Here is a 14,179-nt window from a genome sequence, read left to right as displayed (position 1 = left end):
TCATGCACGTTTCCCAGAACTGGATTGATATCGCCTACTTGATCGCCGCCTGCCTGTTTGTGGTGGGTATCAAGGGGCTGACCAAGCCGAAAACTGCCGTGCGTGGCAACCTGCTGGCTGCAGCCGGCATGGGTGTTGCTGCCGTGGTTACCCTGCTCAATGAGCACATTGTTACTTACGAAATCATCATTGCCGGTGTCGTTGTTGGTGGCCTGATTGGTGCCGTTATGGCCAAGAAGGTACAGATGACGTCCATGCCGCAGATGATCGCCCTGCTTAACGGCTTTGGTGGCGGCGCGTCTTTCGCGGTGGCGTCTGCGGAGTTCTTCCGTGGCTCTGCGGATAGCACGGTCTCTATCATCGCCACGGGTGCCGCTGTACTGATCGGTGCCGTGACACTGACCGGTTCTCTGGTGGCATTTGCCAAGCTTCAGGAACTGATCGATGGCAAGCCCATGGGCTTCCCGGGCATGAAACTGGTCAATGGCCTGCTGTTTATCGGCTCTGTTGTGGCCGTAGGCTACCTGGTCGTCAACCCGGGCAACGAGGCTGTTTTCTGGGGTCTTGTGGCTGCCGCTGCGGTGCTTGGTCTGTTCCTGGTGCTGCCGATCGGTGGTGCTGACATGCCCGTGGTTATCGCGCTGCTGAACTCCTACTCCGGTGTTGCTGCCTCTGCGGCCGGTTTCGTAATGGGCAACAGCGCCCTGATCATTACCGGTTCCCTGGTTGGCGCCTCCGGCCTGATTCTGACCAGCATCATGTGTAAAGCCATGAACCGCTCCCTCACCAACGTTCTGTTCGGTGTGATGGCGGAAGCTGGCGAAGCCATGGATGAAGACGAAGTCTATGCTGGCAAGGTGAAGTCCACCTCTTCTGAAGAAGTTGCCATGCTGCTCGAGACAGCCCAGCGCGTCGTTATCGTACCGGGCTTCGGTCTGGCTATGGCTCAGGCGCAGCACGCCGTGCGTGATATGGCCGACACCCTGGAAGCCATGGGTTGCGAAGTGGAATACGCAATCCACCCGGTAGCGGGTCGTATGCCGGGTCACATGAACGTACTGCTGGCCGAAGCGGAAGTGTCCTATGACAAGCTCAAGGACATGGATGCCATTAACCCGACCTTCGAACAGACCGATGTCGCCATCGTGCTGGGTGCCAACGACGTAACCAACCCGCTGGCCCGTGAAGACAAGGGTAGCCCGATCTACGGTATGCCTATCCTGAACGTGGACAAGGCCAAGACCGTGGTTGTGGTGAAACGCTCCCTGAGCGCCGGTTTTGCCGGCCTGCCCAACCCGCTGTTTGCCAAGGACAACACGCTGATGTTGTTCGGCGACGGCAAGGGTGCGGTGCTGGATATCACCACCGCCCTGAAAGAAGGCTGATTGTCAGTCTCACGAAAAAGGGAGCCTGTGGGCTCCCTTTTTTGTGCCTGCCTTAAATGTCCAGGTCGCAGGTCCTGACTCAAGCCCCCTGCTCTTCCACAAATATAACGTCAGATTCTCACCCTCTTTGCCATCTACCGTGCCTGAACACTCCCGGTCACTGCTGCCGTGTAAAGCTGATTGTGGGCTGTCACGGACACTCCAACGCGAGTCCACGCCATGGGCAGATGATCTTTACCCACTAGGCACCGGAAATGGCGATTGCCATCTCTTCTCCAGCGCTTACACATTCAAATGGTATTTTAACGGCGGGTCCGCCGGCGAAATGGGAATCGTGATGACGTGCCATAAAAAAGCCCTGACTCACTGCCGCGAGTCAGGGCTTTTTCACGCCTGAAGGATCACTTCAGGGTGTAAACCACACCAACAGAGAAGGTGTGGTCGGTTTCCTTGGTGCCATCAGGCGCATCGGAATCGTGCTCGAGCAAGTGGCGTAACCGCAGAGAAAACTTGGAGTTAATCGCGGTGGTCAGCGAGGTTTCCGCACGGGTGTCCGCACCATCCTCACCCACTTCGGTGGAGAAATCTTCACGGAAAACGGTATTGTCGCTTACCTTCAGATCATACTTGATACCAATACGGGCAATAGCATCCTCTTCCGAGTCCGCACAGCTGAAATAGGTGTCCTGAGGGTCCAGGCACTTGACCCGGTAACCCGGACCGAATTCAGCATCCAGCGTCTGGCGGTCGCTATCGATCCAGCGGCGACCAAGACCAATCGCGTAGCTTGCTTCGTAGTGGTAGCCCGAAAAATTGTCTTTCTTGTACGTGAGGACGTTGAACAGGTAGTTCCTGGATTCTTCACCCAACTTGCGGTCAAGCTTGTAGGATGCAAAGTAGTTTTCATCCGTGCGGGTGTATTCTTCCGTATCAGGATCTTCTTCCTGTTCGTTGTTGGCGTCGGCCTTGAACGTATGACGCCACTTGGCGCTGTCGCGGGACATATTGGCATTCGCGTTCGTCGAGTCGGAGTTGGTATTCCCCCGCTTGAACAACAAACCAATACCAATATCACCGCTCCACTTGGTTGCACCGTCTTCTGCTGCCTCTTCAGCAGCAAGGCTTGCCACCGGAAGCCCGGTGGCAATCAGCATGGCAGCCAAATACTTACTGCGCATTGAAATCTCCTTTACTCACTCTTGTCCAGGTGGACATCCATTTGCGGGAACGGGATGCCAATACCTGCCTCGTCAAAGCGACGCTTGACGGTTTCTGTCGTATCCCACTTCACACCCCAGAAATCCGCGCTTTTAACCCACGGACGGCAGAGGAAATTCACTGAGCTGTCTGCCAGTTCACCAACGGCAATCACCGGTGCCGGGTCTTTCAGAACCCGATCGTCGGCAGCCAGAATCTCTTCGAGAGTCTTCTTGACCAGTGAAAGGTCTGCATCGTAGGCCACTCCGAACACCATATCCACTCGACGGGTAGGCATTTCTGAGTAATTGGTGATGTTGCCGGACATGATCGAACCATTGGGTACAGTGATAACCTTGTTATCCGGAGACATCATGATGGTGGCAAAGATCTTGATTTCCTTGACGGTACCGGCAGTGCCGCCAGCCTCTACGTAATGGCCAACGCGGAACGGCTTGAACAAAATCAGCATGACGCCGGCAGCAAAATTCCCCAGAGAATCTTTCAACGCCAGGCCTACAGCCAGACCGGCGGCACCAACGATAGCCACCAACGAGGTGGTTTCGACACCCAGCTGATCCAGGGAGGCGATGACCACGAAGACAAACAAGATGATGTGGACGATGTTGCCAATGAACTTGGCGACAGTGGCGTCGACCCGCTTGTCCATCATCCGGTTTACCCAGCCGGCCAAACGGCCAACAATCCACTTACCGACAATGAAAATGACCAGCGCAGCGACGATATTCCACGCATACGGCATCAGGTTTTCATTGGCAAAGGTTTGCAGTTGCGAAAGATATTGCTCCATTGATCATTCTCCTCATCCAGTGAGCGCGGATTATGCCTTATAACCTTGACGAGCAAGCCTCAGGTTCCGCAACACAGCGGCGATTTTACAAAGTTTCACCCGCTCACCATGGCGCGGGTACGTAATTTCACCGGCCTATGATGAAAGGCTGAACCAGATTTCGCCACCCCTCACGGCCTATTCCATCTGTACGGCTAACATAATTGGGTCGAATGCCCTCAATCCGCTATAATAACGGCCCTTTTTTCCCGGTCTCACGGAGCCTTTCATGACCTCAAACCTGCGCGCCCAGCTCACTGCCCAGCTGCAACAACGCATCCTGATCCTGGATGGCGGCATGGGCACCATGATCCAGCGCTGCAAGTTTTCCGAGGAGGATTACCGGGGCACTCAGTACGCTGATTGGCCCAGCGACCTGAAAGGCAACAATGACCTGCTGTGCATCACCCAGCGGGATCGCATCAAGGCGCTGCATAAAGGCTATCTGGACGCTGGCGCCGACATCATCGAGACCAACTCCTTCAACGCCACCTCCATCGCCATGGCCGACTACGACATGCAGGATCTGGCCCGGCAGATCAATGTGGCCGCAGCCAGCGTGGCCCGGGAAGCTGCTGACGAGGCCTCCACGCCCGACAAACCCCGCTACGTGGCCGGTGTTCTTGGCCCAACCAACCGCACAGCCAGCATTAGCCCGGATGTGAACGACCCGGGTTTCCGTAACGTGACCTTCGACGCGCTGGTAGACGCCTATCTGGAAGCCCTGGATGGGCTCGTGGAAGGCGGTATTGATCTGGTGCTGATCGAAACCATCTTTGACACCCTGAACGCCAAGGCGGCGGTTTTTGCGGTGGACCAGTACTGCTACGAGAACAAACTGTCCCTGCCGGTGATGATCTCCGGCACCATCACTGATGCCTCCGGTCGTACTCTCACCGGGCAGACCACCGAAGCCTTCTATAACTCCCTGCGCCATGCCCAGCCGATCAGCTTCGGCCTGAACTGTGCCCTTGGCCCCATGGAACTGCGCCCCTACATCGAAGAATTATCGCGGATTTCCGAAACCTTCGTCTCCGCCCACCCCAATGCAGGGCTGCCCAACGAAATGGGCGAGTACGACCTGGATCCGCCCACCATGGCCCGCGAGATCAAGGGGTGGGCCGAGAAAGGCTTCCTGAACATTATTGGTGGCTGCTGTGGCACCACGCCTGAGCATATCGCCGCCATGGCGGGTGCGGTCGAGGGACTGGCTCCCCGTCCCCTGCCCGACATCGAAGTGGCCTGCCGCCTGTCTGGCCTGGAACCCTGCACCATCACCAAGGATTCACTGTTTGTGAATGTGGGTGAACGCACCAACGTGACGGGTTCCAAGCGTTTCCTGCGACTGATCAAGGAAGGCGACTACGATGCTGCCCTGGATGTGGCGCGGGACCAGGTAGAAAACGGTGCCCAGATCATCGATATCAACATGGATGAGGGCATGCTGGAATCCACCGACTGCATGGTGCGATTCCTCAACCTGGTCGCCTCCGAGCCGGAAATCGCCAAAGTCCCGATCATGATCGATTCGTCGAAGTGGGAAGTGATCGAGGCCGGGCTCAAGTGCATTCAGGGCAAGGGGGTGGTGAACTCCATCTCCATGAAGGAAGGGGAAGAAAGCTTCCTCCATCAGGCTCGCCTGCTGCGCCGCTACGGTGCTGCTGTGATCGTGATGGCCTTCGATGAAGTGGGCCAGGCGGAAACCCGTGAACGCAAGCTGGAAATCTGCACCCGTGCCTACAAGCTGCTGACAGAAGAAGTAGGCTTCCCGCCGGAAGACATCATTTTTGACCCGAATATCTTCGCCATTGCGACGGGTATTGAGGAACATAACAACTACGCCGTGGATTTCATCGAGGCGGTGGGCGACATCAAACGCACCCTGCCCCACGCCATGATCTCCGGTGGTGTCTCCAATGTGAGCTTCTCATTCCGCGGTAATGACACCGTCCGTGAAGCCATTCATGCCGTGTTCCTCTACTACGCCATCAAGAACGGTATGGATATGGGTATCGTCAACCCCACCATGCTGGCGGTGTACTCCGACATTCCCGAAGAGCTGCGCAACGCTGTAGAAGACGTGGTGCTCAACCGGCATGAAGACAGCACCGAGGTGCTGCTGGACCTGGCCGAGAAGTACCGGGGATCCGGCGCTGAAAAGACCAAGAAGGAAGATCTTGCCTGGCGCGAATGGACCGTCGAAAAGCGCCTCGAGCATGCCCTGGTCAAGGGTATTGCCGATTACGTGGAAGAAGACACCGAGCTTGCCCGCCAGAACGCTGCGCGCCCCCTGCACGTGATCGAAGGCCCGCTCATGGACGGCATGAACGTGGTGGGCGACCTGTTCGGCGAGGGCAAGATGTTCCTGCCTCAGGTGGTGAAATCGGCCCGTGTAATGAAGAAAGCCGTGGCCTACCTGATGCCCTTCATGGAAAAAGAAAAAGAAGAGCTCGGTACCCAGGATGAATCCAACGGCAAGATCCTCATGGCCACGGTAAAAGGCGACGTCCACGACATCGGCAAGAACATCGTCGGCGTGGTCCTGCAGTGTAATGGCTACGAGGTCATCGATCTGGGCGTCATGGTGCCCTGTGAACAGATTCTCGACACCGCGAAGAAAGAAAAGGTGGACATCATTGGCCTGTCCGGCCTGATCACCCCGTCTCTGGATGAAATGGTCCATGTGGCCAGCGAAATGCAGCGTCTGGACATGGACCTGCCGCTGATGATCGGTGGCGCCACCACCAGTCGCATCCATACCGCCGTAAAGATTGACCCGGCCTACCAGCATGCGGTGGTGCATGTGGCCGACGCCTCCCGTGCCGTGGGCGTGGCCTCCAAGCTGCTCTCCAAGGAAACCAAGCCAGAGTATGTCAGTGAGCTCAAGGACACCTATGAAGGGCTGCGTGAAAGACGCAAACAGCAACAGGTCGACCGCTCGCTGATTTCCATCGAGCAAGCCCGCGAGCACCGCTTCCAGCCGGACTGGAGCGGCTATACGCCACCCGAGCCTGCCGTCAAAGGTCTCAAGGTCTTCGAGGATTACCCGCTGGAAGACCTGGTGCAACGTATCGACTGGACCCCTTTCTTCCGTTCCTGGGAGCTGGCCGGTAAGTTCCCCAACATTCTGGAAGACGAGGTAGTGGGCAAGGAAGCCACCCGCCTGTACCGAGATGCCCAGGCAATGCTTGAGAAAATCGTTAAAGAAAAGTGGCTAAGTGCCCGTGCTGTAATCGGTTTTTGGCCAGCCAATTCCGACATGGATGACATTGAGCTGTACCACAAGCCCGGTGACAAGGAGGCCTTCATGACCCTCCATCACCTGCGCCAACAGCTGGACAGAAGCAAGAATGACAAGCCGGATTACTGCCTCAGCGACTTTATTGCCCCCAAGGAAACCGGCCTGACCGACTGGCTGGGCGGCTTTGCCGTCACTGCCGGCATCGGTATCGATGAGCACGTGGCCCGTTTTGAAGCCGACCACGACGACTACTCTGCCATCATGCTCAAGGCCCTGGCGGACCGGCTGGCCGAAGCCTTCGCCGAGCGTATGCACGAGAAGGTGCGTAAGGAATACTGGGGCTACGCCAACGATGAAGCACTGAGCAATCAGGACATGATCAGTGAAAAGTACCGCGGCATTCGCCCTGCCCCGGGCTACCCCGCCTGCCCTGACCACACGGAAAAGGCCCTGCTGTGGGAATTGTTGGACCCGGAAAGCAATGCGGGCATGACCCTGACCGAGAGCTACGCCATGTTGCCCGCCGCTGCCGTTTCCGGCTGGTACTTCTCTCACCCTGATGCCAAGTACTTCGGCACCGGCAAGCTGGCTAAAGATCAGATGGACGATTATGCCGCCCGCAAAGGCATGTCCCGCAAGGAGATCGAGCGGATGGTGCCGCATCTGTTGGGCTACATTGAAGAGCAGTGAACAGTTAACAGTGAACAGCGCGCGGGAGCGCACTGTGTTACGCCAACGAAAGAGGCCGCGTCCAGACGATGGGCGCGGCCTCCTTGCTTTCAAATTCCCCATGCGCTGAACGCGCGCTGTTCACTGTAAACCATTCACTATTCACTGCTCTCCGGTGGTAGCTCGAATCGCGCATCCCACTCCGTCGCATCAATCGACTCCCGATACCCGTGCCAGGTGGCGTAGCCCAGCACCGGCAGCAATACCGCCAGCCCGAGATAGGCGGTTAGCAGGCCGACCAGCAGGCACAGCCCGATTAGGCAGGCCCAGATGAATAGCGGGAGTTTGTTACGCAGAACCGCATTGGCACTGGTAATGACACCGGTCACCATGTCCGTTTTGCGATCCATGATCATGGGGAGCGAGAAGGCACTGGCGGTAAAAACGATGGCGCAGAACATGGCGCCGACGCTGGAGCCGACACCAAAGAACAACAGCACGTTTTCCAGGTGCCATTCGTTCACCGGGTAAAAGATATAGATCAGGTTGGCCGCACGGGCCCAAACAAGAAAGACGACGATCATGATCACCGTAAAGGTCAGCATATCGCCTATGCAGGAACGCACCTGCCGAAAGCTTTTACCCAGCGTGGGCGTTTGATTCTGTTGTCGCTGGATACTGATGCCGTACAGATTCAGCGCCAGGATCGGCCCGAGGAACACGAAACCCGAGATCAGCGCCAGGTACAACCCCATATTGCCGAACCACCAGGTCGCGGCAGTAATGGCATAACTCATTGCAACCATCACCAGCCCATACACCAGGCTCGGCACCGGAGCAGCGCGAAAATCCTGCCACCCTTTTTTCAGCCAGCGAAGCGGCGCCAGTGGCTCGATGTGTCGGCACGGCGCCACGAAAGGACGGGTATCCTCCGGCAGGCCATTTGGCCGAATCCTGGGTTCCTGCTCATCCATATTCGCTTCTCCCCAATAACGGGATTACACAGGCCTAGTCGCTCTCGCTCAGCACCTCAGCCACGTCCAGCTGGCCGTCATCCGCATCAAGCATACCTGCCATTTCGTCGCGCACACTATGCATTACATCACTGGCCGCCCAAATGGCAGGAATACCAAAGTGACGAGCAAGGCTTGCAGCGGCATTGCCGGGATCTTTTCCCGCCAGAACAATCCCTCCTGCCTGCAGGAGCCAGGGGGTCCAGGATGGATCCACCTGATCCATGACGAGAATATCGCCGGGCTGAATCCGGTTAAGGCTCCAGGCACTGCACAGCCGCCGAATTGGTCCCTGTACCTGACCCGGCACTAATGGCAACCCCTTGAGTAGCGGGCTGGTCTGAAAGCCACCACCGAAACCATAGCCAATCTGGTCCATTTTCCAGTCAGGCGCCCCCTGGAGGCCGTCATCCAGGTACCGTAACTTTCGCTGAGCGAGGGTCTGATGGCTTGCACTGGCAGGAAGCCCTTCCCCCATCCATAGCTGCCATAACTCGTCAAAGTACAGAAAATGGATGTCGTCAGGGTGCTGTAACAGCTGTTGATTGACTACCAGCGCCCCCATGGCGCTGAGCACTTCCCTAAAGCGATTACCCAACATGAACTTTAACACCCTGACCTGGCTGGATAACTCGAACAGGACAGCCTCACGTGCGGACGGCATCGGCACGGCAGCAGCAGTGCGTGGCACAGCCCTGACACTTTTGGACTGGGCAGGCCCTTCATTCAAGGCCGCATGGACAGGATCAGCCCCCGGTCGCAATGCAGACTCCTCGACGCCTTCTACATCACCTTCAGCCAGCGCTTGAATCAACGCCAATTCCTGACTACTGAGGAGCAGCGATAACGGTAATGGGGTATCGACCTCGGCCAATCTGTCTGGAACATGCAGATAGGCAAGTGCGCCTTCAAGGCCACTGAGTCGCTCACCGTAGGTGTCCAATTGCATGAAAGCCCGCCACAGCGTATCCCGAGTGATCTCGGGCATTCGCCACTGACTAATGCTGCGGTGAAGATTGAAAGCCGCAATTCGCTTTAATAAGAGCGACGGAGATGCTGGTGCTGCAGGGGGCTGCAGAGCCTTCCATGCCGGGGGCACCCTATCACAGGCTCCCGGGTGATCATTCTGAAGAGAACGGAAATAGGCACAATTGGTGTAAATGTGGCTATGCTGGCGGCGATAGGGTTCAACCTTCTTCAGGTGATCCCAGCCCTTTTTCTCCACGAGAGGCTCCCAGAAGCCTGTTTTCAGCCAGCGCCCTGCCAAGGTGTACCATAACGGTGTTTCGGCCTGGTGGAACAGTGCGTGACCAGCGCGTCGGGTCCACGCTTCCCGCGGTTCGGGCAATGAGCCAACCGGCAGCGTTTGCAGCAGCCAGATTTTCTCACCATCAAAGACCCACTCTGCTGCTTGCGGGCGATCGAAGCTGCCCTTCAATGCAATATACAGGGAGTGAAAGTTAGCTTCTCCGACGACCTTGTGAAGTGCAGCATCGTCGTGACTGGCATGGACCAGCCGCCCCTGCTCATCAAAAATTGCTCGCTGTCTGTCCACGTTTCCGTTCGACACTCCCTCCACCACTACGTGATGCAAGTCTTGTCGCAGAGGGTGACGCGTGAAAAGTACTCCCGCAGCTTGCTGTCTGGGTAATGCCTGAATGACCACCTGTTCCGGGGACTGTTCCCGGGCAAAGATGGACACCAGGGCCGCCGCAAGCGCTTCATCCGAGTCGAGATTCAGCAGGCTTTCACGGCGTGAGTCGGGATTCATCGGCCCCTGTTGAAGTACCCAGTAACGCTCTGCACCAAACATGCGGGGCAACGCTTTCAGCGTGTTTACCAGCGTCTCGGAAGCAATACCTGTTATGGCAGCGCGAGGTACCCGCCAGCTAGGCGGTACAGGCAATCCCCGAGAGGCCCATTGTTGAAGGTTTTCCTCACCCTCCGGGTCTGCTGTCAGTACTTCAATGCTCATGACAGGTGTGGTTTCCTGTTTCTTGTGGGCGTCAAACGGCTCGCAAGCCCCCAGCCGGCAAAATAAAAAGCCGGTAACAGCAGCAGAGCCCCTAAAGCAATGGCCAAGGCAATCCCGCCAAACAGTGCCGGGGCCTTCATCAGTGTGCTCATCAGGGAATCCTGCCAGTAAAAAAACCATTGGTGGTCAGCCGGAAACAACCAGACATGAAACTGATAAAAGACCTCGGTTGGGCCTGCGACAGCCAGCCAAGCTAGCACACCAACTACACCGATGACAGTAATCAGCAAGCGCTCACGCCAGCCGGGCAATCCCAGCGACAGACAACACCAGGCTAACGGCAACCAGAGAAGCACCAGTACGACAAATAGCAGCCGACCTGCATCGATCAAATTCGCCACATCTTCAAGGTGAACCACTTCGGCACGGTGCAACAGCAGCACTTTTTGGCCAGAGGGCAGAGAGTACTGAAGGTTCGAAAGCCCCTCCCCATGCTCGTGCACCGCGTTCCTGATTTGCTCAAACGCCTCAATGTGTTGTTCGGGCGGCAATTGCTCGAAACCTTGCTTGAAGCGATTCTGTGGGCCGTAATGGTCAATATGCTGCTGGATATCCAGTTGCTTGTACCAGAAGGCATAGCCATAGTTAACTTGGCTGTACAAGGCCCAGCTGGTCAGAATCGCGAGCAATACGGTCGTGACAGCATAGAAGAACCACACTAAAGTGGCTGCCTTAAGGCTATAGCCTGCCGTATTTCCCATTGGCACCCCCGCAATAAAAACAGAATAATAAACAGAGGATGTAGCAGCATGCGACCGCTATTCCCGTCTTTCGCCTTGCTTCTCGCCATGCTGGCCATGGCTGGCTGCAGCACGACACAGCTCCCCAAAACCCATGCCCAACTGACACAATCCGCCCTCGAAGCGGATTACTTTCAGGTCCGCATCCCAACGCGCGATGGAAAGAAACTGGCTGCCACAGTGTACCAGCCAGAGTTACAGGCGGGTCAGAGCGCACCATTGATTATCGCCACCCACGGTTTTGGTGGCTTCCGGGCCAAACGCCCCCTGTCCATTTACGGCAAGGCTGTCTTGACCGGGGAGGCAGCGATCGCCGCCTGGAAAGCAGGATATTGGGTTGTCTTCTACGATCAACGTGGATGGGGACAATCCGGCGGCCGGGTACACATGATGGATCCAGAATTTGAGGTTGCTGATCTGAGCCAGGTGATCGACTGGTCTTTGGATCACCTCCCGGGAGTAAGCCGCCTTCCCGATAATAGCCCCGCTATTGGTATGATTGGGGAATCCTACGGCGCGGGCTTACAGACACTTGCGACCTTTACCGAACCCCGCTTGAAGGCCCTGGTACCATTAACCGGCTGGCATGACATGAACAGCCTGGCACCTAACGGGGAATTTCGGACTGGTTGGGGGGCCATTTTATTGAGCGCCGGCGCCATTAACAGTGGTTTCGATGTCGGCGAGATGTTTGCCAAACCGTGGAATAGTGCCTTTGACGGTACCGTAAGCCAGGACATGCAAACGCTTCTGTACGAACGGAGCCCGGCGAGTTTTTGTGACAAAGGCATGGCCCCTCATGCAGACGCCCTCTTTATCCAGGGTTTCCATGACACCATTTTCGCTTTCCAGGAAGCGGTAAAAAATGCTGATTGCTGGAAGGATCAGGGAAAGGATGCTCGAGTAATCGGCCTGCAAGGCGGGCATGTGATGCCCTGGCCAATACAGCAATGGCGTGGGTGGCTGCCGATCTATCAAACTGAGGATACTGTCTATTGTGGTGACTACGAAGCGTCGACCACAGACGTGATCCTCAGCTGGTGGGATGAAAAACTCAAGGGACAAGAAAGCGTCGTTCCACAGTATTGTGTCAATGTGACCGAAGAACGAGGACTGGCAATAGAGGAAGACCTGCCGCCAGCGAATCGTTTTAACCTGCCAAAATCCAAGGTCACTATACCTCTGGCTGGCGCCTTCGAGTGGCTGATGATTCCTTTCGATACGGGCTCTGATCTGTTCCGCGCCATGTGGCCAGGTGCCGACCTCCGTGATCTCAAGCCAAATGGAGGCTTCGGCCGACCGAAGTTTATTCCTCTTTATGTCGTAAGAGGCGATGACGAAGTCATGCTCGGAACGCCAAAGATTGACCTTAGAATTGCCGGCACTTCGAGCTCCAACAGCATGCCAATGTTCGTCGGAGTGGGTGTTCAGCATGCCAATCGCCGCCGGGTTCGTGTAGCCAGTGAACAGTTAACCCCCCTGCCCGAGAAAGGCATCTACGAAATGGAATTACCTGCTGTCAGCCAACCTCTGAAAGCAGGTGATCGCGTGGGATTGGTTGTCTACGGTTTCACCACCCAGTTCCCGATTAATTCCGCTTTTCTGGCACGATCAGCGACTATCAAGGGAGACGTTTGGTTGCCAATCACACGTGAAGAAGCGATCTCTCTCGCTCCGGAACGTCCTTTTTAGGTTGTGATCCGGCGATGTCCCGGGTTAACGAGCTCGGGACATCATAGTGGATGACTTTGTCAGGGGGGGAACAACCAGGCATTCCCGATTAAGGGACAGAGACCTTGACGTCTTCGGTGGCTGAGCGTTGCCGGGCATAGTCGGCAGCCTCAAAACCGTGCATACCACTGTCAAAATAAAGGCTGACAGTGAAGCGCAATTCTTCTGGCTCTGGCCAGCCCTTCAGCAGATAGCCAAGGTTGGGTAACTGGCCCGTAAACTGCTCCGGCTCAACCCGCAGGTTCGCATCATCCTGATAAATAAGTGCAAGAGGGGTCTGCATCAATTCTGCAGGCACGGTAAGTTCAGTCAGCAGCGCGAACTGCTTGCCGCTGTCAAAGAGTATCCAGTTTTCTTCCATGGTCAGAGGCTGATTCACGAATTCCGGTTCATTTACCTGGCCGTCGACCACGATCGGTTTATCATGAAAGGCTGCGGTGTATACGTGTGCACCCAGCTGGTTGTTACCGTCAACCGTGACAGAAACCTCTGGATCCTTGAGCGTTGCGCGATAGAGATCGGGTATCTTCGCATAGGTATGAGCTTCGTAATGCGCTGCGTAACGCATAGCCTGTACCTGCAGTGTCATGACAGGGATGCCCGCAAGCACCACCTTTGTCCTTAGATGCATGACAGAGCGAATCGGGCCGGTTGTGCTCCCCACAAGACGTGGACGAAGATTGTAATTATCCAGTGTCATACGGGTAAATCGCGACAGCACTCCCGCACTCATTCGCATCTTCAGGGTATCGATAATCGATCCATCCCCCTGATAACCCTGATAACTCAGGTAGCGCCAATTCAGCTCGTTGTCAGGTTCCGCATCAAGGCGATACAACGCGGTTCGGGTGCGGCCGGCTTCGATGTCATGGGAGACATAAAAGTTTTCACTGCGCTCTGGATTATTCCTGATCAGGTAAAAATGGCAGTCCTGGGCTACCTGCAAGTCTGCCAGAAGCTCGCCCTCAGGCAGGGAAACAGATGGCACAGAAGCAGGCCCGGCATCTGTCAGCATCATCATTAATTCGTCGCTGGCATCAAACAGTCCCGCCTGACCCTGAAGGTCGAAACCCGACTGTTCGAACCAGACCATGCCCTTGGCAGCCATTTCATCAATCTGAAAAGCAACAGGGACAAATCCACCCTGTTCGACCCGCATTACAGAGAGTTCTTCCAGTGGGATACCTGATGCAGCGGGAAGTTGAGAGGCAGAGAGTTTCACCACCCGACCTTGGTCCAGTGGATCAAACAAACATTCACCCTGAACAGGGACGGCACTTGCCATTAGCAAGACCGCAGCGAGAGAGCGCAGCTTCAT

General features: G+C 56.1%; 9 protein-coding genes. 3 read left to right on the top strand and 6 right to left on the bottom strand.

The features are described from left to right. Nucleotides 1-2: 2 nt before the first annotated feature. Nucleotides 3-1,385 (top strand): NAD(P)(+) transhydrogenase (Re/Si-specific) subunit beta, encoded by a 1,383-nt coding sequence (locus D4A39_RS03885; RefSeq protein ID WP_022984108.1) that lies wholly within the window; start codon nucleotides 3-5, stop codon nucleotides 1,383-1,385. A 401-nt stretch (nucleotides 1,386-1,786) separates the two neighbouring features. Here the strand turns inward: D4A39_RS03885 and D4A39_RS03880 are convergent, their stop codons facing one another. Together D4A39_RS03880 and D4A39_RS03875 are read right to left on the bottom strand one after the other, a co-directional pair. Beyond that, on the bottom strand, nucleotides 1,787-2,563 hold the full coding sequence (locus D4A39_RS03880) for a DUF481 domain-containing protein (protein WP_022984107.1): 777 nt from the start codon (nucleotides 2,561-2,563) through the stop codon (nucleotides 1,787-1,789). An 11-nt stretch (nucleotides 2,564-2,574) separates the two neighbouring features. Next, complete coding sequence (locus D4A39_RS03875; protein WP_022984106.1) at nucleotides 2,575-3,393, bottom strand: mechanosensitive ion channel family protein; 819 nt, start codon at nucleotides 3,391-3,393, stop codon at nucleotides 2,575-2,577. 268 nt (nucleotides 3,394-3,661) lie between these two features. Between D4A39_RS03875 and metH the strand changes: the two genes are divergently transcribed. Further along, a complete protein-coding gene (gene metH, locus D4A39_RS03870; RefSeq protein ID WP_119917520.1) occupies nucleotides 3,662-7,363 on the top strand; it encodes a methionine synthase in 3,702 nt (1,233 codons plus the stop codon). Between the two features lie 137 nt (nucleotides 7,364-7,500). Here metH and D4A39_RS03865 read toward each other — a convergent pair whose 3' ends face one another. The 3 genes from D4A39_RS03865 to D4A39_RS03855 are packed head-to-tail and all read right to left on the bottom strand — an operon-like array spanning nucleotide 7,501 to nucleotide 11,091. Then, a complete protein-coding gene (locus D4A39_RS03865) occupies nucleotides 7,501-8,316 on the bottom strand; it encodes a DUF2189 domain-containing protein (RefSeq protein ID WP_119917519.1) in 816 nt (271 codons plus the stop codon). 34 nt (nucleotides 8,317-8,350) lie between these two features. After that, a complete protein-coding gene (locus tag D4A39_RS03860; protein WP_119917518.1) occupies nucleotides 8,351-10,330 on the bottom strand; it encodes a PEP-utilizing enzyme in 1,980 nt (659 codons plus the stop codon). Beyond that, nucleotides 10,327-11,091, bottom strand: coding sequence for a lipoprotein intramolecular transacylase Lit (locus D4A39_RS03855; protein WP_031225885.1), 765 nt, complete (start codon nucleotides 11,089-11,091; stop codon nucleotides 10,327-10,329). Before D4A39_RS03855 ends, D4A39_RS03860 begins: the two co-directional genes overlap by 4 nt. Before the next feature lie 48 nt (nucleotides 11,092-11,139). Here D4A39_RS03855 and D4A39_RS03850 point away from each other — a divergent pair, with 48 nt between their 5' ends. Next, on the top strand, nucleotides 11,140-12,822 hold the full coding sequence (locus D4A39_RS03850; RefSeq protein ID WP_233552399.1) for a CocE/NonD family hydrolase: 1,683 nt from the start codon (nucleotides 11,140-11,142) through the stop codon (nucleotides 12,820-12,822). A gap of 88 nt (nucleotides 12,823-12,910) precedes the next feature. Here the strand turns inward: D4A39_RS03850 and D4A39_RS03845 are convergent, their stop codons facing one another. Continuing rightward, complete coding sequence (locus tag D4A39_RS03845; RefSeq protein WP_147393878.1) at nucleotides 12,911-14,179, bottom strand: hypothetical protein; 1,269 nt, start codon at nucleotides 14,177-14,179, stop codon at nucleotides 12,911-12,913.

It is taken from the genome of Alcanivorax profundi (assembly GCF_003597125.1).
Classification (GTDB): domain Bacteria; phylum Pseudomonadota; class Gammaproteobacteria; order Pseudomonadales; family Alcanivoracaceae; genus Alcanivorax; species Alcanivorax profundi.
Note: the sequence above shows the minus strand (reverse complement) of the source record. Positions and strands in the feature narration are given on the sequence as shown.

Bases quoted from the DNA above. Each gene is read 5' to 3' on its own strand.
- D4A39_RS03885 (WP_022984108.1), top strand. From the start codon at position 3: ATGCACGTTTCCCAGAACTGGATTGATATCGCCTACTTGATCGCCGCC.
- D4A39_RS03880 (WP_022984107.1), bottom strand. From the start codon at position 2,563: ATGCGCAGTAAGTATTTGGCTGCCATGCTGATTGCCACCGGGCTTCCG.
- D4A39_RS03875 (WP_022984106.1), bottom strand. From the start codon at position 3,393: ATGGAGCAATATCTTTCGCAACTGCAAACCTTTGCCAATGAAAACCTG.
- metH (WP_119917520.1), top strand. From the start codon at position 3,662: ATGACCTCAAACCTGCGCGCCCAGCTCACTGCCCAGCTGCAACAACGC.
- D4A39_RS03865 (WP_119917519.1), bottom strand. From the start codon at position 8,316: ATGGATGAGCAGGAACCCAGGATTCGGCCAAATGGCCTGCCGGAGGAT.
- D4A39_RS03860 (WP_119917518.1), bottom strand. From the start codon at position 10,330: ATGAGCATTGAAGTACTGACAGCAGACCCGGAGGGTGAGGAAAACCTT.
- D4A39_RS03855 (WP_031225885.1), bottom strand. From the start codon at position 11,091: ATGGGAAATACGGCAGGCTATAGCCTTAAGGCAGCCACTTTAGTGTGG.
- D4A39_RS03850 (WP_233552399.1), top strand. From the start codon at position 11,140: ATGCGACCGCTATTCCCGTCTTTCGCCTTGCTTCTCGCCATGCTGGCC.
- D4A39_RS03845 (WP_147393878.1), bottom strand. From the start codon at position 14,179: ATGAAGCTGCGCTCTCTCGCTGCGGTCTTGCTAATGGCAAGTGCCGTC.